Annotated in this window: 18 protein-coding genes and 1 pseudogene; 11 read left to right on the top strand and 8 right to left on the bottom strand. The window is 43.0% G+C overall.

The genetic code is table 11. The features are described 5' to 3' along the window. Window positions 1-161 precede the first annotated feature (161 nt). Window positions 162-1208 carry a zinc-dependent alcohol dehydrogenase family protein gene (locus GM612_RS00750; RefSeq protein ID WP_155430466.1) on the bottom strand — a complete coding sequence of 349 codons (1047 nt, stop codon included), beginning with the start codon at window positions 1206-1208 and terminating at the stop codon, window positions 162-164. A gap of 188 nt (window positions 1209-1396) precedes the next feature. Here GM612_RS00750 and GM612_RS00745 point away from each other — a divergent pair, with 188 nt between their 5' ends. Then, window positions 1397-2281: an aldose 1-epimerase family protein gene (locus tag GM612_RS00745; RefSeq protein ID WP_343031748.1), complete on the top strand. Its 885-nt coding sequence runs from the start codon at window positions 1397-1399 to the stop codon at window positions 2279-2281. A 98-nt stretch (window positions 2282-2379) separates the two neighbouring features. Here GM612_RS00745 and plsY read toward each other — a convergent pair whose 3' ends face one another. Then, window positions 2380-3027 carry a glycerol-3-phosphate 1-O-acyltransferase PlsY gene (plsY, locus tag GM612_RS00740; RefSeq protein ID WP_155430647.1) on the bottom strand — a complete coding sequence of 216 codons (648 nt, stop codon included), beginning with the start codon at window positions 3025-3027 and terminating at the stop codon, window positions 2380-2382. Between the two features lie 122 nt (window positions 3028-3149). On the opposite strand from plsY, the gene parE reads away from it, so the two are divergent. The 7 genes from parE to GM612_RS00705 all read left to right on the top strand — a co-directional run bounded on the left by parE (window position 3150) and on the right by GM612_RS00705 (window position 11860). Continuing rightward, window positions 3150-5132, top strand: coding sequence for a DNA topoisomerase IV subunit B (gene parE / locus GM612_RS00735; protein WP_343031731.1), 1983 nt, complete (start codon window positions 3150-3152; stop codon window positions 5130-5132). 41 nt (window positions 5133-5173) lie between these two features. Further along, on the top strand, window positions 5174-7618 hold the full coding sequence (parC, locus tag GM612_RS00730; RefSeq protein WP_343031730.1) for a DNA topoisomerase IV subunit A: 2445 nt from the start codon (window positions 5174-5176) through the stop codon (window positions 7616-7618). 114 nt (window positions 7619-7732) lie between these two features. Beyond that, window positions 7733-8695 carry a LysR family transcriptional regulator gene (locus tag GM612_RS00725; protein WP_155430464.1) on the top strand — a complete coding sequence of 321 codons (963 nt, stop codon included), beginning with the start codon at window positions 7733-7735 and terminating at the stop codon, window positions 8693-8695. A 48-nt stretch (window positions 8696-8743) separates the two neighbouring features. Continuing rightward, window positions 8744-9673 carry a manganese-dependent inorganic pyrophosphatase gene (locus GM612_RS00720; RefSeq protein WP_155430463.1) on the top strand — a complete coding sequence of 310 codons (930 nt, stop codon included), beginning with the start codon at window positions 8744-8746 and terminating at the stop codon, window positions 9671-9673. 71 nt (window positions 9674-9744) lie between these two features. Continuing rightward, the gene (locus tag GM612_RS00715) at window positions 9745-10896 is read left to right on the top strand and encodes a glycerate kinase family protein (protein WP_343031729.1); all 1152 of its coding nucleotides are present in this window, start codon (window positions 9745-9747) and stop codon (window positions 10894-10896) included. A 77-nt stretch (window positions 10897-10973) separates the two neighbouring features. Continuing rightward, window positions 10974-11417: a peptide-methionine (R)-S-oxide reductase MsrB gene (gene msrB / locus GM612_RS00710; RefSeq protein WP_155430462.1), complete on the top strand. Its 444-nt coding sequence runs from the start codon at window positions 10974-10976 to the stop codon at window positions 11415-11417. A gap of 77 nt (window positions 11418-11494) precedes the next feature. Then, window positions 11495-11860: a hypothetical protein gene (locus GM612_RS00705; protein ID WP_155430461.1), complete on the top strand. Its 366-nt coding sequence runs from the start codon at window positions 11495-11497 to the stop codon at window positions 11858-11860. 199 nt (window positions 11861-12059) lie between these two features. On the opposite strand, the gene GM612_RS00700 is transcribed toward GM612_RS00705, so the two are convergent. From GM612_RS00700 to GM612_RS00675, 6 genes and pseudogenes are all read right to left on the bottom strand, one after another. Further along, the gene (locus GM612_RS00700; RefSeq protein WP_155430460.1) at window positions 12060-12212 is read right to left on the bottom strand and encodes a hypothetical protein; all 153 of its coding nucleotides are present in this window, start codon (window positions 12210-12212) and stop codon (window positions 12060-12062) included. A gap of 1267 nt (window positions 12213-13479) precedes the next feature. Further along, window positions 13480-14094 (bottom strand): sugar O-acetyltransferase, encoded by a 615-nt coding sequence (locus tag GM612_RS00695; protein WP_155430459.1) that lies wholly within the window; start codon window positions 14092-14094, stop codon window positions 13480-13482. Window positions 14095-14239: 145 nt separating this feature from the next. Next, window positions 14240-15084, bottom strand: a pseudogene (locus GM612_RS00690) (aldo/keto reductase). A gap of 246 nt (window positions 15085-15330) precedes the next feature. Then, window positions 15331-15927, bottom strand: a complete 597-nt coding sequence (locus tag GM612_RS00685; RefSeq protein WP_155430458.1) for a hypothetical protein — start codon at window positions 15925-15927, stop codon at window positions 15331-15333. Window positions 15928-16093: 166 nt separating this feature from the next. After that, a complete protein-coding gene (cls, locus tag GM612_RS00680; protein ID WP_155430457.1) occupies window positions 16094-17548 on the bottom strand; it encodes a cardiolipin synthase in 1455 nt (484 codons plus the stop codon). 185 nt (window positions 17549-17733) lie between these two features. After that, window positions 17734-18603: a bifunctional 5,10-methylenetetrahydrofolate dehydrogenase/5,10-methenyltetrahydrofolate cyclohydrolase gene (locus GM612_RS00675; protein ID WP_155430456.1), complete on the bottom strand. Its 870-nt coding sequence runs from the start codon at window positions 18601-18603 to the stop codon at window positions 17734-17736. Window positions 18604-18929: 326 nt separating this feature from the next. On the opposite strand from GM612_RS00675, the gene GM612_RS00670 reads away from it, so the two are divergent. The 3 genes from GM612_RS00670 (at window position 18930) to xerS (ending at window position 22728) form a co-directional block, all read left to right on the top strand. Then, the gene (locus GM612_RS00670) at window positions 18930-19574 is read left to right on the top strand and encodes a phosphatase PAP2 family protein (RefSeq protein ID WP_173021176.1); all 645 of its coding nucleotides are present in this window, start codon (window positions 18930-18932) and stop codon (window positions 19572-19574) included. Between the two features lie 23 nt (window positions 19575-19597). Beyond that, complete coding sequence (locus tag GM612_RS00665; RefSeq protein ID WP_155430454.1) at window positions 19598-21568, top strand: hypothetical protein; 1971 nt, start codon at window positions 19598-19600, stop codon at window positions 21566-21568. Window positions 21569-21630: 62 nt separating this feature from the next. After that, complete coding sequence (gene xerS / locus GM612_RS00660; protein WP_155430453.1) at window positions 21631-22728, top strand: tyrosine recombinase XerS; 1098 nt, start codon at window positions 21631-21633, stop codon at window positions 22726-22728. The last annotated feature ends 249 nt before the right edge of the window (window positions 22729-22977 follow it).

The following is a 22977-nucleotide window of genomic DNA, read 5'->3' as shown; positions in this document are numbered from 1 at the left end:
AGTGGCACTTAATTGACTAAATTCACACAACTAAAAAGCGATATCAGCGGAATTTTCAGAGGAAAATTGCTTGATATCGCTTTATTGTTGTGCTGGAAATCTAATTAAGCACTTTAAACTATGATATTAGACATGCGAATGTTTATTTGCTTGTCAGTAAATTAATCTTCACCGATCTTCAGAACGCAAGCGCCGCTGATGTCACCTTTCTTAACGTAGCGCAGAGCTTCATCCGCTTTGTCAAATGCATATGGCATCGTCTGTGGGTGAATGTCTAAGCGGTCAGCCAAGGTTAGAAATTCTTCGCCGTCACGACGGGTGTTGCTTTCAACGCTGGTCAGGTTCTTTTCGTGGAAAATGTGATCCTGGTAATTTAATGACGGGATATCAGTTAAGTGAATCCCAGCCAAAGCCAGAGTACCACCTGGTGCTAGAGCTGCTAGCGCGGTCGGTACGATATCACCCACGGGGGCAAAAATAATTGAGGAATCGAGCTTGACTGGTGGCATGTCATACGCCCCAGCAGCTGATTTAGCACCTAATTTTAAAGCAAACTTGCGGGCGTCCGCACCACGGGTCAAAACGTGGACTTCGATGCCTTGATCGATTGCCAGTTGGGCGGTAATGTGGGCTGAACCACCAAACCCATAAAGGCCTAAGCGACCGCCAGCAGGGACGTTAGCCCGCCGATATGCTCGGTAGCCAATAATGCCTGCACAGAGCAGTGGTGAGGCAGTTTGCGAATCAAAGCGTTCTGGAATCCTGTAAGCAAAGCCTTCGGGAACGGTGGTGAACTCAGCGTAGCCACCATCGTGATCCCACCCCGTATATTTGGAATACGGGCACAGATTTTCACGACCTGAACGGCAAAACTTGCAGACACCACAAGTCCAACGCAACCACGGGACACCGATTCGGTCATGCAACTTAAACCGGTTAGCGTCAGGACCCATTGCGACTACCTCGCCGACAATTTCGTGTCCAGGGGTAACGTGAGCTTGATGGACTGGTAAATCGCCCTCAGCAACGTGTAAATCGGTGTGACAGACACCACAGGTCAAGACTCGGACTAAGACTTCTCCCCGTTGTGGCGTTGGCACTGGTTTAGTCGTAAACGTCAACGGGCTTTTTGGACCGTCGATGGGGCCGGGTTCTGTAACTGCCCAGGCCTTCATGGTGGTCGGTAAATTAGCAACAGCAGATGTCATTTTTAATCGCCTCTTGTGATTGATTTAGCATTGTTTTCAAGTTAATTGTAGTCACGAATCATCTCCAAAGCAAGCTTTTGTACGTCTTGAATAGTTTCTATTAAGACCGACATGATGCACTTTTGCTTGAAAAAGGGGAACAAGTGGTCTATACTAATTATTAAAATCCAAGAAAGACGGGGTCTTGAATAGTGATTGAATTAAAAAATGATGCTTTGCGTGTCCAAATCAACGAACATGGTGCTGAATTAAGTAGCGTCATGAGCGTTGACGACCACCTTGAATACCTCTGGCAAGCTGACCCTAAATTTTGGGGCCGACACGCACCAATCTTGTTTCCAATCGTTGGGCGTTTAAAAGACGACCAATATCGTCTTAATGGTCAGACGTATCACATGACCCAGCATGGTTTTGCCCGTGATATGGACTTTATGGTGGTTGAACATGAAGATGACCACGCCGTTTTTCAACTTAACGCGACTGCTGAAACAAAGGCTAAATATCCGTTTGATTTTGATTTGCGCGTCACCTTTGAACTGGATGAGCATACACTTTCGGTGCATTATACTGTGACTAATCCTAGTTCAGATGAAACCTTGCCGTTCTCGATTGGTGGTCATCCAGCTTTCAATGTGCCTCTGATTCCTGAGGAAGGCGGGTTTGAAAACTATTCAGTGACCGTCGCACCAAAGAAAACTTACCCGCAAATTCCGCTGAACGGACCCTATAATGATGTTCAACACGAAAAGATGCTGAATTTAACGACGCCCATGGTTCTTGACCATGATTTATTTGACCGTGACGCACTGATCCTCGACTTGGATCACGTTGAGACGACGTTGTTGCTGAGTACCCAACTGAACGATCATGGAGTGGCACTCACCTTGCAGAACGCCCCGTACGTGGGGATCTGGTCACCATATCCAAAGCGGGCACCGTTCGTCTGTCTTGAACCATGGTGGGGTATTGCTGATAACGTCAATGCTGACGGTGAATTTTTAAATAAAATGAGTCTGCAGCTAGCCGCACCGCAAAGTGCGTTTAACGCTGGTTATCAAATCAGATTTTTTTGATGATTTACGAGATCAAAGCGGAGCTATGCCAAAATAACTTTGACATAGCTCCGCTTTTACTTATAGACTTAGATTTGTGAGTGCGCACAGTACAAAATTTATTTCTCCTGTTGCCGTTGTCGGTGTTTATAGCCTAGCCCGAATGGAACCATATTTTCAGTGCCATTGATGATTCGTTTAATATTGGCACGGTGACGCCAATAGACAAAAATCGTCAGGCCAACCGCTAAAATTGACAGGTAAACATCGTGGATCACGAAGCATAAAATCGTGATGATCGTAAAACTTACCATTGACGCCAGGCTTACCATACTGGTTAAATAGATAAGGCTAACAAATAATGCTGCCGCAATCACAAACAGAATCGGGTTGTACGCAAGCAGCATGCCAGCACTGGTCGCAACCGCTTTACCACCTTTAAAGTGGTCGAAGATCGAAACGGTGTGGCCAAGAATCGCCATCAGGCCAAAAAGTAGCAACATGGGCGAAGAAAAGTTTGTGGTAATATGAAACCATATTGGTAAAAGTGTTGCGACCGTTCCCTTAGCGAGGTCGAGGATCAAGACAGCGCTGCCGGCGACCGGTCCGAGTACCCGAAAGGTATTCGTCGTTCCAATGTTGCCGGAACCTTCAGCCCTGATGTCCGTGTGAAAGAAGCGTTTGCCGATCCACACACCGTTAGGAATTGCGCCTAAGAGGTAGGCTATTAATAATAAAAGTGCGAGTTTCAAGTTCCATTCCTCCATTGTCATGATGACGTGTCACGGCTAATATTTTAGCATGTTTCATAAGAGTTATCAGAATTATTTTTAGATGTTAGGGATAACGTGGTCACAATACTATCCGAAGTTTGAAGGGAGTCTTTTTGGTGGCGAGTAAAAAGCCAACTTATGATGATTCATCCATCCAGGTCTTAGAAGGGCTCGAAGCGGTTCGAAAACGACCTGGAATGTACATCGGTTCTACCGATGCGAGAGGTTTACATCATTTAGTTTATGAAATTGTTGATAATGCCGTTGACGAGGCACTAGCCGGTTACGGTGATGAGATCAACGTTGTGATCGAAGCGGATAACAGTATTACCGTTACCGATCAAGGTCGGGGGATGCCAGTGGGGATGCACGCTTCCGGCAAGCCCACCCCTGAAGTGATCTTAACCGTGTTGCATGCCGGTGGTAAATTTGGCCAGGGCGGCTATAAAACCTCTGGTGGTTTGCACGGAGTAGGGGCGAGTGTTGTTAACGCGCTGTCCTCCGAACTCACAGTCGATATCGTCCGTGACGGTAAGTTATATGAGCAAAAATTTAAAGATGGTGGGCACCCGATCACCACCTTGATCAAAAAGGGCAACACTAGGAAACATACGGGAACCAAACTGCATTTTAAGCCTGATAGAACGATCTTTACGACGACCGTCTTCAACTTCAACACCTTGGCTGAACGGTTACGTGAGTCAGCCTTTTTACTTAAAGGCGTCAAAATCACACTGACTGACAAACGGGCCAACCAAGAACAAGAAGAAGTGTTCCATTATGAAGATGGGATCAAAGAATTTGTGGCCTATCTGAACGAGGATAAAGAAACGCTGGGCGACATCATGTACTTTGACGGCAGTAAGCAGGGCGTTGAAGTCGAGGTCGCTGCGCAATACAATGACGGGTATTCCGAAACGCTGCTGTCATTTGTCAATAATGTCCGGACACCTGATGGCGGTTCTCATGAGGCGGGGATGCGAAGTGCCTGGACGAAAGCGTTCAACGAGTATGCCCGCAAAGTTGGTCTGTTAAAGGATAAGGATAAAAATCTGGAAGGTTCCGATGTACGTGAAGGTTTATCGGCTGTTATCTCACTTCGAATTCCGGAATCGATCTTGCAATTTGAAGGCCAAACTAAAGAAAAATTAGGGACTCCCGAAGCGCGTGCCATTGTGGACAACGTGGTCAGTGAACAGTTGGGTTACTACCTCATGGAAAACGGCGAATTTGCGCAGATGTTAGTTCATAAGTCGTTGCGTGCCCGTTCCGCACGTGAAGCGGCCCGAAAAGCGCGGGATGAAAGTCGTTCCGGTAAAAAGCATAAGCGTAAGGAACGCCTGCTATCTGGAAAGCTGACTCCAGCACAATCCAAGAATGCCGATAAGAATGAACTATTCCTGGTCGAAGGTGATTCAGCCGGTGGTTCTGCTAAGCAGGGGCGAAACCGAAAGTTTCAAGCTATCTTGCCATTACGTGGGAAGGTCTTGAACACGGAAAAAGCAAAGCTCGAAGACGTCATGAAAAACGAAGAGTTAAACACCATGATCTATACGATCGGCGCAGGTGTGGGTTCTGAATTCAATATTGATGACGCTAATTACGACAAGATCATTATCATGACCGATGCTGATGATGATGGTGCTCATATCCAAACGTTGCTGTTAACCTTTTTTTATAAGTATATGCGCCCAATGATCAACGCTGGACGAGTCTACATTGCTTTACCGCCGCTATACATGATTCAAAAGGGCAGTGGCAAGAAACAAGTCGATGAATACGCTTGGACCGATGAAGAACTGGCAAAGAAAACTAAGGGTCTAAAAAGTTACAAGCTCCAACGTTTCAAGGGTCTTGGTGAAATGGACGCTGAACAGTTGTGGGCCACCACGATGAACCCGGAAGGCCGAACTCTAGTCCGCGTTCGAATTGATGATGCTGCTTTAGCAGAGCGTCGGGTAACAACGCTGATGGGTGATAAGGTTGAACCACGCCGGAAGTGGATCGAAGACAACGTTGCCTTCACCATGGAAGAAGAGGGCAGTATTTTAGACAATGAGCTTGCTAACTCAGCTCATGAACCAACAACGACTAAGTAAAAATGAAGTTAAATTACAGTCAGCAGAAAGGAGTCCTTTGAGTGGCTGGAACTAAGATTCAGGAACTGACACTAGAAGAAGTCATGAGTGACCGCTTCGGCCGGTATTCAAAATCGATTATTCAAGAACGGGCACTGCCAGACATCCGTGATGGGTTAAAACCAGTTCAACGACGGATTCTGTTTGCAATGAATAAGGATGGCAACACCTATGATAAACCGTTTCGAAAGTCTGCTAAGGCGGTCGGAAACGTCATGGGTAACTTTCACCCCCATGGTGATAGTTCAATTTACGAAGCCTTGAACCGTATGAGTCAAGACTGGAAGGTACGGGAACCATTAGTCGAAATGCACGGCAATAATGGTTCGATGGATGGTGATCCGCCTGCCGCAATGCGTTATACCGAGGCCCGCTTAAGTAAAATTGCGGGTGAAATGCTGCGTGACATTGATAAAGAAACCGTTGATATGGTCCTCAACTTTGATGATACCGAGTACGAGCCAACCGTTCTGCCAGCTAAATTTCCGAATTTACTGGTTAATGGTGCGACTGGTATTTCGGCAGGGTACGCAACCGATATTCCGCCGCATAACTTGGGTGAAGTGATCGATGCACTGCTTTATTTGCTGGACCACCCCAAAGCAGAACTAGACGCTTTAATGAAATTTGTAAAGGGTCCTGATTTCCCAACTGGCGGTATTTTACAGGGTATCGATGGCATCAAGAAGGCCTATGAAACGGGTCGTGGCCGGGTCGTTGTTCGTTCACGGACGGAAATTGAAGATTTGCGCGGTAATAAGCAACTTATTCGGGTCAGCGAGATTCCTTATGAAGTGAATAAAGCCGCCCTCGTTAAGCGAATCGACGAACTCCGGTTGATGAAAAAAGTTGATGGCATTGCTGAAGTCCGTGATGAATCTGACCGTGAAGGCCTGTCGATTGCCATTGAACTAAAACGCGATGCTGATGCAAAGGGAATTTTGAACTATTTGTTTAAAAATACCGATTTGCAAGTCACTTATAATTTCAACATGGTGGCCATCAACCACCGGCGTCCAGAACACGTTGGTTTAAAGACTATTTTGACTTCTTATTTGGCACACCAGCAAGACGTCATTTCCAGGCGCACCAAGTTCGATTTGGACAAAGCTACCAAACGACAGCACATTGTCGAAGGCTTGATCAAGGCACTGTCAATTTTAGACCAAGTCATTGCCACTATTCGGGCCAGCAAGAACCGCAAGGATGCCCGTGACAACTTAGTTTCAACCTATGACTTCTCGGAAGAACAGGCTGATGCGATCGTTGCTCTACAACTGTATCGGTTAACTAATACCGATGTGACCGCCCTTGAAAAGGAAGCGGCTGAGTTAGCGACTAATATTGCTAACTATAAACAAATTCTAGCCGATCCGAAAGCTTTAAATAAGGTGCTCCGTAAAGAGTTACGCGAGATCAATAAGCAGTATCGAAACGATCGTCGCACTGAGATTCAAGCTGAAATTTCGCCGTTGAAGATCTCCACTGAGGTCACAGTTCCAGATGAAGAGGTCGTTGTACTCGTTAGTCGAGATGGGTATCTAAAGCGCAGTGGCGTTCGTTCATATAACGCTTCTGACCCAGAGGATAACGGTTTAAAGGATGAAGATTACCCGATTTTTACGGCTAAATTAAGTACCTTGGATCACCTTTACATGTTTACAAATAAGGGTAATCTGATTTACCGCCCAGTGTATGAAATTACTGATGCCCGTTGGAAAGACACCGGTGAACATATTTCACAGACAATTGGCTTAGCTGATGATGAGCAAATTATTGCCACCTTTGCCTTTGACAACTTGAAAGCTCCGGGTGAATTTCTAGTTGCGACCGATGATGGTTATATTAAGCGAATCGAATTTGAAAACCTATTACCAGGCAGAACTTATAAATCAAGAGCTCAAGTTTATGAAAAACTGAAGTCTAAGGAGACTAAGGTTGTGCGGGTCATGTACCTGCCACAGCCTGTTAAAACGTCAGTTCTATTGATGTCTCGCTTGGGGTTAGCCCTACGTTATGACGTCGCTGAAGTTTCAATCAACGGTGCACGAACTACCGGAGTTCGCTCGATGAAATTGGGCGATGGTGATCGGGTAGTTGATCTGCAGCTTGTTACTGATGATGATCAAGTTGCTTTGATCACGCAACGCGGTGCCTTTAAGAAGATGCGAGCAAGTGAAATTCCAGTGACTAGCCGAGCTAGAAAGGGCGTTCAAGTCCTCCATGCCCTGAAGACTAAACCACACGAAGTTGTTGATTTCTTACAGCTTGAGGATGAGTCGACACCACTGGAAATCATTACGGATCGACGGCGAATGCACGACATTTTGCCTGCTGAACAACCACTTAGCAACCGTTATTCAAACGGGTCATTTATTGTGGATACAGAATCTGAAGGAACCCCAGAAATGTTACGGAATAAGCCGGTGACTTTAACATTGTCTTAATTTTTATTAGTATTTCGTTATTTTCGGATTACAATAATTGCGTATTTCGTCAAAGATGGTTATTATAGCTTTGATAATAAAACATTAAGGACAACCTACTAGGAGGCTTATCCCATGAAAACGAAACAAGAAAGTATCTTTTCTTCTAAGACTCTGACGTACTTCTTACAGTTGTCAGAGACGATGAATTACACTCAAGCAGCACAAATTTTAGGCATTACTCAACCGGCCTTGACCCAACAGATCAAAAAGTTGGAACGGACAGTTGGCGCTCGGTTATTTTACTCGGTGGGTAAGAAATTACGTTTAACTGACGCCGGCTACACCATGCTAGATGCAACGCATCAGATCTACGATGTGCTCAACCAGGCGACCGACGAGATTCAGCAATCAACTAGTGCTACCCAGGGTGACATTAACATTGGTTTGCTGGCCTCTGTTGAAGACAGTGTCTTTGAAGACTTTACGATTCAGTCGTACCGTGAAAATCCCGATGTCAAAATCACCTTACACATGCTGACTCGTAAAGAGATCTGGGACAAACTTGAAAATAACCAGATCGATCTTGCCATCATGTATCTACCAGACGAATCAATTAAGAACTGGAAGCCATACGAATCAAAGCAAATTATTAGTGATGACTTACTGTTTATCCACCATGATGAAAAACTGGCTAAGAAGAAGCGGATCAAGTTTGCTGATACGCCAAATAAGCCTTGGACAACCTACCCAACTAATTACTATTTGAATCACGTCATGCGCGAAGCTTACAAGAATGCCATGGTTGATTTACCAATTAGTGTTGCCCAGTTTACAACTCCTGAGCAATTACTGAAGTTCTCGAAGCAGACTGGTGCTTACACGGCGTTGCCAAATTCATTCGTGGTTGGTCAAGGTGAACAGGACAATACATGGACGGCAAGGTTTGAACCTAATATTCGTTTCGAACTAGCCTTTGTCTTCCGGACGGGTAAGGATAAAATTCCACGCATCGGACATTTCTTAGCACAGTTTGATCAATATCTGAAAACTAAGGATTATTTGTCTCGTTTACAGGAAATTGAGCAAAATAAATAGTATTATTAATATTGTATAATTCTAAATGCACTGAGGAGCGATAAGTCTATGTCAAAAGAACTTGTTTTTGGGCACAAAAGTCCTGATACTGATGCCATTGTGGCAGCCAAAGCATACGCCTATTTACAGTCAAAATTAGGTTATGACGTTGAAGCCGTCGCACTGGGCGAACCTAACATGGAAACTAACTTCGTCTTGAACTACTTCAGCGAACCGGCTCCACGGGTCGTTAAAACCGTTTCAAACGAAGTTGATTCAGTAATGTTAGTCGACCATAACGAACCGCAGCAAAGTGCCGATGATATTGCGGACGTTACAGTGACTCACGTTGTTGATCACCACCGGATCAATGGTTTCAACACTGCTGCACCACTGTATTACCGCGCTGAACCCGTTGGCTGTGTCAGCACCATTATCACCAACATGTTTGCAGAAGCCAAAATCGATATTCCAGCTCAATTGGCTGGTTTGATGCTGTCAGCAATTATTTCTGATACGCTCTTACTGAAGTCGCCAACCACTACTGACAAGGACCGTGAAGCAGTTAAGGCTTTGGCAGAAATTGCTGATATTGATTACGAAACTTATGGTATTCAGATGTTGAAAGCCGGCACTAATTTATCAGCAAAGTCCGACGCAGAATTAGTTTCTGGTGATGCTAAATCATTTACCATGGGCGGCAAGAGTGTTCGGATCGACCAAATTAATACGGTTGACCTGAACGACGTTATTAGTCGCGAAGATGGCATTAAAAAAGCCATGAAGGATGAAGCTGCTAAGGAAGGCTATGATTTGTTCCTTGTATTAGCAACTAACGTTTTGGACAGTAATTCCGAACTTTTCGTCTTCGGTGAACCAAAAGACATGGTTGAAAAAGCCTTTAAGACGACTTTGAAAGACGATCGTGCTAGTTTGCCGGGCGTGGTATCCCGAAAGAAGCAAGTGGTACCGCCACTTCAGGAAGCTTTTGAAGGTTAATAGTTAGTTCAAATGGCGTTGTGGGTCAACTGCGACGCTTTTTGTTTGTCTAAATACAGGGAGTGCTGATTGTGAAGATTGTCATTGCCCCAGATTCTTTTAAGGGTAGTTTAACGGCTAAACAAGCTGCTGATGCAATTGAGACCGGTATCAAGCGAGTTATACCTGAGGCTGAGTGTGTCAAAGTGCCCATGGCCGATGGTGGTGAGGGCACCGTTCAATCACTGGTAGATGCCACGGGTGGTCAGTTTATTCGAGCAGCAGTCAAAGACCCATTTAACCGGGTCACCCTCGCCAGATATGGTATTTTGGGCGATCATCAGACTGCCGTTATTGAAATGGCAGCGGCCAGTGGCCTTCAATTTACAACGGCGTCAACGGCTGATCCTAGGATCACCACTACGTATGGTACCGGTCAATTGATACTAGATGCACTGGATCACGGTGTTAAACGGATCATCCTGGGCCTCGGTGGCAGTGCAACTAATGATGGCGGTGCGGGGATGGTGCAGGCACTTGGGGTGCATTTGCTAGATCAATCGGGTCATGAGTTATCTTTTGGTGGCGGACAATTAGCGCAGTTAGCAACGGTTGATACATCCCACATTGATTCTCGAATTACACACACCGAGATGGTAATTGCATCTGACGTCACTAATCCGTTGATTGGCCCCAAGGGAGCCTCAATCGTTTTCGGCGCACAAAAGGGTGCTAACGATGAAATGCGGCATCAATTGGATCATAATCTAACCCATTATGCGGCCGTCTTGAAACAACAGTTGCACGTTGACGTTGCTCAAACACCTGGTGCCGGAGCTGCCGGCGGACTTGGAGCTGGCTTGCTGGCCTTTACCGATGCTAATATTCGACCGGGTGTGCAAGTAGTGGTGGCATACACGCACCTTAAAGAGCAGGCAAAGGGCGCTCATTTGGTGTTTACCGGTGAGGGTAGCGTTGATTCACAGACCCAGTTTGGAAAAGCACCAATTGGCGTGGCACAGGCTACGAAATCGGTTGTCCCTCAAGCACCGGTGATTGCGCTGGCGGGTAACGTTGGTCGTCAAATTAATGATTTATACGGTGATTCTGGTATCGATGCGATTTTCCCAACTGTTCAGGGGGTTTCAGCGTTATCTGATGCATTGCAAGAGGCGTCATTTAACTTAAGTCGAACTGCTGAAAATATTTCTCGACTAGTAGTTAAAATTCAAAAAAGTTGCTAATCATACTGTGATTGCTATAATAAAGTTAATTAGTTGTGTACAATCTATTTTGGCAATATGTTAAGGAGCTGACTGAATTGACTGAAAAAGTAGAAAAAGATGAAACCCTAAAAAACCGGTTATCAACGACCCAGTATGAAGTGACGCAACACGCGGCAACTGAGGCGCCGTTCAGTAGCGAATACGATCAGTTCGACCAACCAGGCATTTACGTTGATATCGTCAGTGGTGAACCACTTTTTAGTTCACTGGATAAGTACGACGCCGGCTGTGGCTGGCCATCATTTACGAAGCCAATTGAGAAAAAATCAATTAAACGGCATATCGATACCTCTCATGGCATGTTTCGAACTGAAGTCACTTCATCTAAAGCCGCTTCACATCTTGGGCACGTCTTCACTGACGGGCCTCAGGAAGCTGGTGGACTTCGCTATTGCATTAACGGCGCGGCGTTGAAGTTTATTCCTGCTGACCAGCTAGCACAAAACGGCTACGGTGAATACCAAGATTTGTTTCATTAAGTTAATAAAACCGGTTGCAAAATCTTGATAAGTAACGAATAATAGACTCCAGTATAGGTTATAGAGGAGTGTTCGTCTTGTACAAGAAAACGGTTATTACATCAGCAATTGTAGCCACTTGTCTTTGTTTAGTCACATTGATTATTGCTGCTGTCAAAAGTAACTTCAACTATGAAACGCTGGTGGCTGTGGTCAGTTACATCGGTGTGTATGCGATATCAATCTACCTGTCGCGAAATAACTCCACCGAAAAAATCGTGTTAACATTAGTCAATATTCTGGCAACGGTAATGATGCTAGGGTTAATGTATAGCGCGATAGTGAAATATCACGGCTTTATCATGGTGCTGTTACTGTTGATCAGTTTGATTGGTGTTGTTGCTGGCGTACTGGCAATTTGGTTCAATAACAAATTTCAAAAAGTTGAGTCTAAAAAGAGTTAAACTAAAAAATTGAGTTCCCAGTCCAGGGAACTCAATTTTTGTTTTGTTCCAGGTACACGATCTACGATTGAGTACCGATTTAAGTTGGATAGTCGTGCAGAAATGAGTGATATTTTTACCAGAAAAAACGTTTCATCAGGTTTATAAAAGGGTATTTAGCTTAAAAATGGCCAAAATAAGGTTTATATCAATGGCCAAATTAATTTTTAGAGCCTTCTAACAGTGCTGAATCCTGATTTTTATATGCGAAGCGAACATTGATATCTTGGGGATAATCACCAAACTGGTGGCCAAATAAATTAATGCCGCCCTTAGGAAACTTATCCAAAGTCCGAATCTTAAAATCGATCACTTGGCTTGATTCCGCAACAATATCCTGCAACTTAGTATCAGAGACGTGTTTCCCATCAATTGAGGTGCCTTGTTCTGAAACGTTGATGGTTACTAATCGCCCGTACTCAGTACCTAGAATTTTAATATCTAATCAAGAAAAGTTAAAACCCAAGATACAACAAGCTTTAGTACGGAACTGATTTAGTACGGATCTGAGGATTGAAAAAACACCAAGTTAATTTATGTTATAAATTACGATGAATAACGCGTGAATTACGCAAAAACTACCGATATCCTATGTTGAACAGCGGTAAAACTTAGAAGAACATTTAACCGAGTGTTCGATTTAAAAACTAATATGAAGAACAGCAAAATTCACTTAAGTATTCAATTTGTATTGATAATTAATGATGGTCGTTAACGATTATGGTTCGGCCGCTTAAGTTCACTGATTTTTGTTTAGACTTTAGAGTAAACAGAAAGAATGTGGTTTTTAAAATTAAAGAGAGATGTCATGGGTGTTGGAATAATTCAATGAAGATAAGTATTAATAACACAGGTTATTTGGCTTCATCGTCTACTTTGAATAATATATATTATGTAAAGTAGAGAGAAATTGATTATTAGCTGTTCTTTTAAGTCATTAATGAAAGTCTCCCCCTCTCAATTAACCAGTCGAATCAATTACTGGATTGCCTACACGAAATTTGTTTCGAACTAATCAGTTATGTTAACTTAGAAAACGATTGGCGGCTGTTGATGATCATCTGTCCTTATGAATTGACGAACGTGTGTCTCCCATACGTTTCTAAGACGATAATGTCAGTGCGTTTTATTTTCAAATAAATAATTTAAAGCACTCATCAAATATGCGTTGTGGCGCTCGTATTTCACTTATTTACGAAGAGCAATTTTAAACGTCAACGCGTCTGTGCTGAATTAACCACTAAAAACACCGTTTTAGTTGCTAATTTATACTGATTTGAGTTAACTGGCATCTTTTTGCTAGCCTAAACCAACATCAAAGTCCCCCTGAAGCGTAATAATCTTGCAGGGGGGCTTTCTAAGATAATTTGCGAACTTTAGTAAACTTAATAAAAGTACTATTTTATTAAGTTTATCTTGAAACCTACTTATTTAAACACTAATACTAATTAAATCTACTGATTTTTTTACGGATCCTCTACATTTCTGTCATGAACCTGTGATGTAAATTTATTAAGCTTTAATTGTTGAACATATGTTCGACTTTGGAAACCAAATCTAACTTACCTATGAATGATTTGCTAATCGAGTGGTAATTTTGACCAGTCAATTTTACGTCCGCGGAAATAGGTTTCCCTATCTCGTTCACCAATTGGTCGAATGACTTTACATGGTGTTCCGAATGCCACAACATTTGCAGGCATATCCTTGGTAACCACGCTTCCTGCCCCAATAACGGTATTTTCACCAATTGTCACGCCAGGTAAAATTGTGACATTTGCGCCTAGCCAACAGTTGACCCCGATGTGAATAGGCATATTGTACTGATAGGCTGCTGCTCTTAGTTCCGGCGAAACTGGGTGTGCCGCCGTAGCAAGTGTGACGTTGGGTCCAATCATCGTGTTGTTGCCAATGTAGATATGTGTGTCGTCCACAGCTGTAAGATTGAAGTTAGCGTAAACATGGTCACCCAAGTGCACATGATGACCACCCCAATTGGAGTAAAATGGCGCTTCAATATGACAGTCAGTCCCCATTTCTGCTAACATTCTCTTTAGCAGGGTCTGCCGTTGGGCATCTTGCGATGGTCTCAATCGATTATAATCGTACATTAAATCTAGATACGACTGCTGCTCCTTCAGTATTTTAGGATTATCAGGCAAATAAAGTTCACCATTATGCTGTTCATCTGACATAAGAATTCCTCCATTTCTTTCTGAAACCAGTATAACAAAGGCTGTTATGTTGAGCTAATCAAATTTGTGCGCTAAAAAATACAACCGTCTAGAATGATTTACTAAACGATTGCAATCCCATGGATTATCTTAATTGATTCGGTGGTTATTTATTAAGCCGATTCAGAGTTTCAAAGTCTTCATCGCTTAATTCAATATCTTGCGCCTTAATATTTTGAAGGACGTGATCTGCGTTTGACGTTCCTGGAATTGGCAGAATCACATCTGAACGCTTCAGCAACCAAGCCAGTGCAATTTGGGGGCTGGAGATGCATTGTATTTTTGTGCAATAGTTGTCAGTGTATCACCCTCGGTTAACTGACCAGTTGCTAGTGGGAACCACGGAATGAAAGCAATGTGATTTGCGTCTGCATAATTTAAAACATCTTCATCAGCGCGGTCAATTAAATTATACCGGTTTTGAACAGAAACAATTGGTGCCACCTTTTGGGCTTCTTTGAGCTGATCAACACTAACCTGGCTCAAACCAATATGCTTGATCTTTCCCTCTTTTTGCATCTTAGCTAATTCCCCGACTTGCTCTTGAATCGTATAGTTAGAGTCGATTCGATGCAACTGCAATAAATCTAGGTGATCTAGACCTAATGTAAACAAGTTTAATTCAACTTGCTGACGGAGATAAGCTGGGTTGCCTAACTCAGTCCAAATGTTTGGCCCCTGTCGAGTAAAGCCAACTTTAGTTGCGACCATGACGTGACTGTCCGGGCGCTGTTTAAGTGCTGACCCGAGATACTGGTTAGCAAATAACGGACCATACGCGTCTGCAGTATCTATAAAATTGACACCGGCATCAATTGCAGTTGTAATGACCTTAACAGCATTATCAACATCAGTTGATGGACCCCAGACACCTTTACCTGGCAATTGCATGGTCCCGTAACCTAAGCGATTAACCGTCAATTGTTCATCAAATTTAAATGTTTTCTGCATTCTTTTCACCTTTTCTTATTAGAATAGGATTCATCATAAACCTTGTAGTTAACTCTAAGTCAAACATTTTGTGCTGGTTTAAAACAAAGAATCGGACAAAACTCGCTTAGATGCCAGACTCTAAGTAAATAGCGTTGTAGATTCCAGCCAGGAATCTACAACGCTATTTACAAGGCCAAAGCCTATATTTGACACATATTTCCAACCCACATTAACATTTTCCTAGTAAATTTATTCCCAGTAATTTTAACTGTAGACTTGCTGCCAAAATCTGCCGGCAGATACCGCCGTTAGGAGACGCTGTTCTAAATTGATTCGATGCATTTCGCTCATCCGTTCCACGAAACATTTATAATGACCTGCTCCTATCTCCACTACTGCGTGATTTTGCTCCTGTTCATTATCTAAAATAATGCGGTCAAATTGAACGCCTGACTGATCTTCTAATTTGCAAAAAGCATAGAAGACAGCGAGTTCAACATTATCTAACGCGTGGCGAATTTTTGCCGGCAGTTCACCCTCTTCAATTGCCTCCTCGGCAGTTCCAAGCTCAATTATCGCTTGTGGTGAAATATCATTTTTTAAATGGCCTGAACACTGAAAATGGCCAAACATCTGTGGTTTAGCAACAGATTTGGTATCAATGGCATACAATAATGATTTAGCCACTTCAACTGATACTGCAGCCTTTTGCGCGAGCTCCCTCAATTCTGAAATAGCAAGTTGGTGAATCTTAAAAACCCGTTTGGGACTCCGATGCTTTTGGTAGAAATCTTGAGCGAGTTCAACGATTCGTGTGAATTCAGGGTCGCGGCTCAAAAAAAATGACATTTCGTCGTTCATAAGATGAATTTCTCCTTAATTGTCTTGGTCATGATCGATTGAAACGATCAGTGGCTAGCGGCAGTTAAGCTAGCAATAACTTAACAGATGACATTATGCCATTTGGACTAGTCCAAAACAAATAAGTCGACCGATATTCAGTCGACTTAAGGCTTTCTTAATAAAATTACAAAATGGGTGATAGTAAGCGTGAGAAACCTTGTTTAAAGCGAAGCCAAAGCGACATTTTGTGAAAATCTTTAATCGTGATCAGCCTGCTGTGCTTCATATCCTCTTCAAAAATGGTTCGAAGTTCCTTAGCAACTTTGAAATCGTAGATGAACGAGTTCGCCTCAAAGTTGAGTTTAAAACTCCGAAAATCTAAATTAGCTGACCCGACTGAAGAAATGCCATCATCTATGGTCACCACTTTGGAGTGCAGAAAGCCCTTTTCATAAAAGTAAATTTTAGCGCCATCTTCGGCTAAAATACGTGCGTAATACTGAGTAGCTCGGTATACAAATGGATGATCCGGCATGTGCGGGACCATAATCCGAACATCAACACCTGCCAAGATAGCGCTTCTAAGTGCTGTTAACACACTATCATCTGGAATCAGGTATGGTGTCTGAATATACAGTCGTTTACGAGCACTGTTGATCATTCTTAAATAGCCCATTTCAATTTGCTGAAGGTCTGAATCAGGACCGCTATCAACAATTTGAATCATGGTATCGCCTAGCCGATCATTCTTCTTTGGAAAGTGACTTTGGTTAATATCTAACTCAGTTTCAGAAACGGTAGCGTTCCAGTCTTGAATGAATCGTTGCTGAAGTGCTAGGGAACCATCACCAACAACTTTAATGTGGGTATCACGCCAATTACCGAATTTTTTACTACGGCCAACGTACTGGTCGCCAATGTTAAAACCGCCAATATAGCCAGTCCAGCCATCGATAGCAACAACTTTCCGGTGATTTCTAAAGTTCAAACGAAAATCACGCCAGTTAGAATGAATGCCCAAAAATGGTTCGGCAAACCCACCAGCTTCACGAAGTGGCTCAAAGAAGTCTCGATGTGTCCCCATCGAACCCCAAGAATCATATAGGACTCGAACTTCAATGCCCTCCTGAGCTTTTTCGACCAAGGTACTTAGTATTTCGCGACCAAGCTGATCATTATAAAATGTATAAAATTCAATATAGACGACGTGTTGTGCATTTAATATTTCTTGCTGCATATCTTTAAACAACTGACTGCCATCGATGAACAATTTTGTTTGGTTATTGGAGGTTACGAATGAATGGTCGATATTTTGGAACAACGCGATCATATTCTTCACGGATGATTCTTGATGGGTATCATCAGCGGAGAATGGTGGTAAAGCCGCCTGTTGGCGCTTTAAGGCACCCGTTAATTCAGGATCAGGTTGTCGCTGCACCTGATTTAATTGTCGATGGGTTAATTTTCGACCAAAAAAAGCATAAATTAAAAAGCCTAAAATTGGTAATAGATTTAACACCAACAGCCACGCCCAGGTAGCTGCAATATCCCGTCTTTCACGAAAAACAGTGATAATAGCTGCAATGGTGTTGATACTGAAGATGATAATAATAAACCAATTTAATAACGTCCAACTCATAATAATCCCCCAACTTTTAGCATGCTTTTACGTTACCGCAAATTAACGGTTTGTGAAAGCTAAAAATGCATTTTCAATTAAATAAGTTCGGGGAGATAGACCGCTTTTTCGAAAATAAAAAACCGTCTAGTTACGGCTTTTTAATGAGTAAGCTGGATAACAGACGATTTTTAATATTTCAAATATCAACGGACAGTTTGTAACTGACGTCGATTAGCTGCTTTAGTTAATTCTAGTGTCTGCTGCATAAGTGTTGTAATCGTCATTGGGCCTACACCACCGGGTACCGGCGTGATTGCCCCAGCAACGTGTTGCGCAGCTTCAAAATCGACGTCACCGACTAACTTACCATTTTCATCACGATCCATCCCAACATCGATCACGGTTGCCCCTGGTTTAACATCACTACCCTTGATTAAATGGGCGACGCCAGTAGCAACGACGAGAATATCTGCTGTTCTGGTAAATTCAGACAAATTTTTGGTTAGGATATGCGTATAGGTGACGGTTGCGCCAGCGTTGAGCAACAGAGCGCCCATTGGCCTGCCAACGATGTTTGAGTCTCCGACGATGACGGCATGCTGCCCCTTTGGATCGATATGATAATAATCAAGCATGGTCATGATACCCTTTGGTGTACATGAAACGGGGTAGTGTTCCTTGCTATTAGCGAATAGCTTACCCACGTTTTCAGGCCTAAAGCCATCAACGTCTTTGGCGGCTGCAATCGCACGAATAATCGCCGTTTCATCGATTTGTTTAGGCAGCGGCAACTGAACCAGAATGCCGTGAACGCTCTCATCACGATTGTAAGTGTCGATCAAATCAAGTAATTCATTTTGTGAAAAGGTTTTCGAACGTCGATCAACGATTGACTTAATGCCGAGTTTGATAGCTTTGCGATGCTTATTTCGAACGTAGATTTGACTCGCAGGATCATCACCCACGAGAATCACTACCAGTTTCGGTTCGATTCCCTTGGCCTTCAAAGATAAAACTTCTTTTTTCATACTAGCGTCTAATTCATTGGAGATTTTCTTACCGTTGATGATCATTCAAATTTCACCCTTTCGGATTTTTAGAACAATTCCATTGTAAACAGAAACAGATACATAATATATTTCTTAAAATAGAACTATTTTTAGAAGTGTCCCATCTAATATTCGTATTATAACCGATTCTACTTAAAAATGAAATTCATTGTTGATATTTCTTATTAAGAATTTAATGAAAATACTATGAAAAAATGGGCTAGACAGTTAAAAACAAGCCAATTTTAAGTTAATATTAAATTTATTGTGAGCCAAAACCGATATAATCAAATTGTTGAGTGAATGATTCAAACTGAATATTTCGAATAGGGCGAATAGGGATGGGTAGAATGAGCAATCAAGACAATCATGTTAAGTATTGGTGGTATTTAGGGAGTATCTCAGCGATTTGTTTTTTAATCATCGCCTTCAGTGTGAACCAACAGTTCATTTGGGTCAGCCATTTTGACGCGGTTTTCCAGCAGTTTGCCCATGTAATTCGAACGCCGCAATTAACCCATTTTTTTACTTTATTAGCGCTGTTTGGCACACCGACAGTTAACATGCTGATTTGTTTCGTAATTACCGGCTGGTTTTGGCATCACAAATATCATTTTTTAGCGAGTTGGGCGTTAACTGCTCAAGTTGGTATTGATACTTTAACTTCATTTTTTAAAGAGGTAGTTCAGCGTCCACGTCCACTGGATAAATTAGTCGCTCAAGGTGGTTTTAGTTTTCCAAGCGGGCACACCAGTAGCACTGCCGTCATGGTCTTGATTATTTGCTTGTTGGTAGTGCCACTAATTGAAGGCAGATTCCCTCGACTAATAATTTCGTCACTTGCGATTGTTTGGCTATTATTAATGGGATTTGATCGAATCTACCTTTTCGTTCATTACCCAAGTGACGTTTTAGGCGGTCTTCTTTTAGCACTTGCTTGGTGGGCAGTAATTAGAGTATCGAGCAAACATGTTTACCCTGTCAAGACACAATAAATTACTTTGGAGGAGCAAAACGGATGCGGAGCAGAAAAATCAACGTTACTGCAACCTTGGGGTTATTACTAGCATTTGCCATGCTGATTGGGATCGTTTCCAACGTTGTTATTCCCTTGAATTTAAAGGTTACCAGTTTAGTTTTACTGGGGGTGATCGCTGCGTGGTATGCGAAACCGATCTACCTGAAATGGGCGGGTCGCCTGTCTGAACACCAAGTTACTCAGATCTTGATAACAATTATTGGATTGATGATGATCGTCCAAATCTGGGTCCTTAGATTTACGCCGGCAACCGTTTACCATGATCCATTTCGGGTCTTGGTTCAAGCGGAACAGCTGAGTCACGGCGATTTCAACTGGGGTGAATCGGTTTATTTCTGGCGTTTTCCTAACAACGTCTCCCTGACCGTTTTGCTCAGCTATTGGTTAAGATTGACGAACTTGCTCCATATGAGTACTTCAGCCAGTATCCACGTGCTGTCATTCATCATGCTAGATGGTTTTATCGTTGCTATTTTGCGATCCGTTCGGCGCTTAAGTCGCCAGCATGGCGGTGTTTTACTGGCCGGATCGTTTTTCTTATTCAGCCCGTTTGCTTATACGTACTACTTACAGGTTTTTTATTCTGACTTACCTACCCTAATCTGTCTTGGCATCACTTTTAACGTTTTGGTCGGTTGGCACGGTTTTGGTCGCGTTAAAAAGATTCTTGCCGGAACAGTCCTCGTCTTATCGATTGTGATTGGTGAAGTGGTTAAACCTAACTTAATCGTTTTGCTGGTGGCTGTTGCACTGCTCTCAATCTGGTTAATGACCGTGGACCGAAAATGGTTAAATATCCTTAAAGGACCCCTAATTTTAATTACCTTAGGCTTTATTCTAGCCGGTCCAGTCTCAGCGGGGTTAAAATCCAGCAGTCATTTTAAAAATAACAATGAGTATGCCTTTCCGACCATGCACTGGGTCTGGATGAGTTATAATCCGAGTGCCTCCGGCCGGTATGATTTTCACGATGTCTTGACGTTAAGTTCGATTCAGGGTAAAAAAGCCAAGCAAGCCTACCTTAAAAAAGCTTTGCCGGCACGTTTGAAACGGTTAGGCCCGCTGGGAATTGTCAAACGTTGGTTTCAAAAGGCGGGAATCTTGTTAAACGTATCGTTTATGTCCCGTGCTTACACTGGTGGCTTTATTTCAGCACCTAAGCTTTACCAGCGAGTTGAAGTCCCATTAGCTGTATTTGGTCAAATCATCATGCGGATCGGTTTTATTTTGCTCTATGCTGAAACGCTGCTACGTTGCTTACGGCTATGGCGAACGCGCACAGTAGCACCAGAAGTTGATCCGCGATTGACATTGACAATTCTAACGGCTTTAGGTTACCTAGCTTTTCATACCCTGCTATGGGAAACTGAAAGTCGGTACGGCCAAGTCATGATTCCTCTGCTGGGCATTTTATGCGCAGTACCAAGTTTAGCAACGACTAGTGAACGGCAACCGATACCCCGTGGGCACTTAGCTGGAATGGTTTCAGGGCTTGGCGTCGTGGCCACCCTATTGGTCTATATTGTTTCACCACAGGCTCTCTACCAGACAAGGGGCGTTCTTGTTGCCGGCCAATTGAGCCAGTTATCCCTTCAATTTGACGCTAGACGTACCTGGGTCAAGCCCTTTGATACACTGAGTCAAAGGGTTACTTTAAACCATGTAGCTACCCACTTTTCCGTTTCCTTAGCACCCGCTGCTGAATTAAGTGGTTACTTAGTCAATGAACAGACAAAACAGCATTATGCACTGCTTAGAACAGAAAGTGCGCTGGTACTAACACGGCCGCTAAAAACAGGTCGTTATCGCATCGAATTAAGAAACGATCTGCAGCGACCACAATCAGTTCTGTTGACGAAGACTCGATCCTACTGGTTGGCCCCACATCCATTGTATATTAACCATCAAAACCATCGCTACTGGTCTTTCGTTTACGAATTTCTGCGTTGAAAATTTGGACTATTTTAGGTATAATGTGAACATATGTTCCCTATAGTAAAGGAGAGATCTTCTTGAATCAGGCAGACTATGTTGCGCAAAACGAAAAGATCATTCGCAGTTTACCGGCTTACGTTGGTGATTATTATTTGGCTAAATCTACTGTGCCACTTTCTCCGGCCACGCTATATCAATATTTGAATGAATTCAACCGTTTTTTTAATTGGCTAATTGCGTCGGGAATCTCACAGGCTGCCTCCGTCAGGCAAATATCGCTGACTGAACTAGAGCATTTAAAAAAACAGGATGTTGAACTTTATAAATCAGCCCTTTTGAACCGTGGCAAGCAAACAGCGAAACATCCCAAAGGTGCGCTATCGCATAGAACGGTTAATCGGTCACTAAATGCTTTATCAGCACTGTTCAAATACTTAACGTCTGAATCAGAAAGTGCTAATGGTGAGCCGTATTTTTATCGTAATGTTATGCAGAAAATCGCTCTAGTCCGTGATGGTGAGACATACGCAACACGAACCAAAGCAATTAAAGATCAGCTCATGCTCGGAGACCAGGATCGTAATTACCTAACATTCATTAACACGCGGTACGGTCAAAATTTAGACAGTCGGCACCAGCGGTATTATGAACGCGACCGGGAACGTGACGTCGCAATCAACGCGCTTATGCTGGGAACTGGAATTCGAGTTTCTGAACTCACAAATATGGATCTAAAACATCTCAATTTAAAAAACGGTAGCGTTCAAATTAGACGCAAAGGTGGCAAGTGGGATTCCGTGCCGATTGCCAAATGGGTCCTACCCTATATCGCAGAGTACTTAAAAATTCGTCAGGCTCGATACCTTGCCACTGAAGACACACCAGCGCTATTTTTAACCAAGGGGACAGCCCAACCAAGACGAATCACTACTGCAACGGTTGAACTCTTGGTAGCAAAGTATTCGCAGGCCTTCAACCACGTTCGGATCACACCCCATAAGTTGCGACACACCCTTGCTTCAAAATTGTACCTAGAAACGAAAGATGAACATCTCGTTGCTACTCAACTAGGGCAAAGTTCCACCAGTGCAACTGGGTTGTATACGCACGTAGTCGATACTAAACAGCGAGCGGCTTTAGATGCATTACACGACAATCAAAAGAAACCTTCTTAATACGTTTCACAGCCGATGACAAAACTATCAGTTTCTTGAGAGCAAATGACAACTTTTGATTCAACATTTCTAATGGTCAAAGTGGAATCTGCCTAGTTTCAAGCTAGCTAGTTGATGATTTAACCACATTTTGTCAAATAAGGCGTTACCAGATAAATTTCAAAGTTGGGGAAATTTATCCGGTAACGCCTTGCTGTTAATATAAGCGGTTTTTAAATCATTTTAGGTTAATTTTTCAACTTCAACGCC

Source organism: Secundilactobacillus folii (genome assembly GCF_009720675.1).
GTDB classification, from domain to species: Bacteria; Bacillota; Bacilli; order Lactobacillales; family Lactobacillaceae; genus Secundilactobacillus; species Secundilactobacillus folii.
Note: the sequence above shows the minus strand (reverse complement) of the source record. Positions and strands in the feature narration are given on the sequence as shown.

Bases quoted from the DNA above. Each gene is read 5' to 3' on its own strand.
- GM612_RS00675 (WP_155430456.1), bottom strand. From the start codon at position 18,603: ATGATCATCAACGGTAAGAAAATCTCCAATGAATTAGACGCTAGTATG.
- GM612_RS00685 (WP_155430458.1), bottom strand. From the start codon at position 15,927: ATGAACGACGAAATGTCATTTTTTTTGAGCCGCGACCCTGAATTCACA.
- GM612_RS00665 (WP_155430454.1), top strand. From the start codon at position 19,598: ATGCGGAGCAGAAAAATCAACGTTACTGCAACCTTGGGGTTATTACTA.
- GM612_RS00725 (WP_155430464.1), top strand. From the start codon at position 7,733: ATGAAAACGAAACAAGAAAGTATCTTTTCTTCTAAGACTCTGACGTAC.
- plsY (WP_155430647.1), bottom strand. From the start codon at position 3,027: ATGGAGGAATGGAACTTGAAACTCGCACTTTTATTATTAATAGCCTAC.
- GM612_RS00695 (WP_155430459.1), bottom strand. From the start codon at position 14,094: ATGTCAGATGAACAGCATAATGGTGAACTTTATTTGCCTGATAATCCT.
- cls (WP_155430457.1), bottom strand. From the start codon at position 17,548: ATGAGTTGGACGTTATTAAATTGGTTTATTATTATCATCTTCAGTATC.
- GM612_RS00720 (WP_155430463.1), top strand. From the start codon at position 8,744: ATGTCAAAAGAACTTGTTTTTGGGCACAAAAGTCCTGATACTGATGCC.
- GM612_RS00750 (WP_155430466.1), bottom strand. From the start codon at position 1,208: ATGACATCTGCTGTTGCTAATTTACCGACCACCATGAAGGCCTGGGCA.
- GM612_RS00670 (WP_173021176.1), top strand. From the start codon at position 18,930: ATGAGCAATCAAGACAATCATGTTAAGTATTGGTGGTATTTAGGGAGT.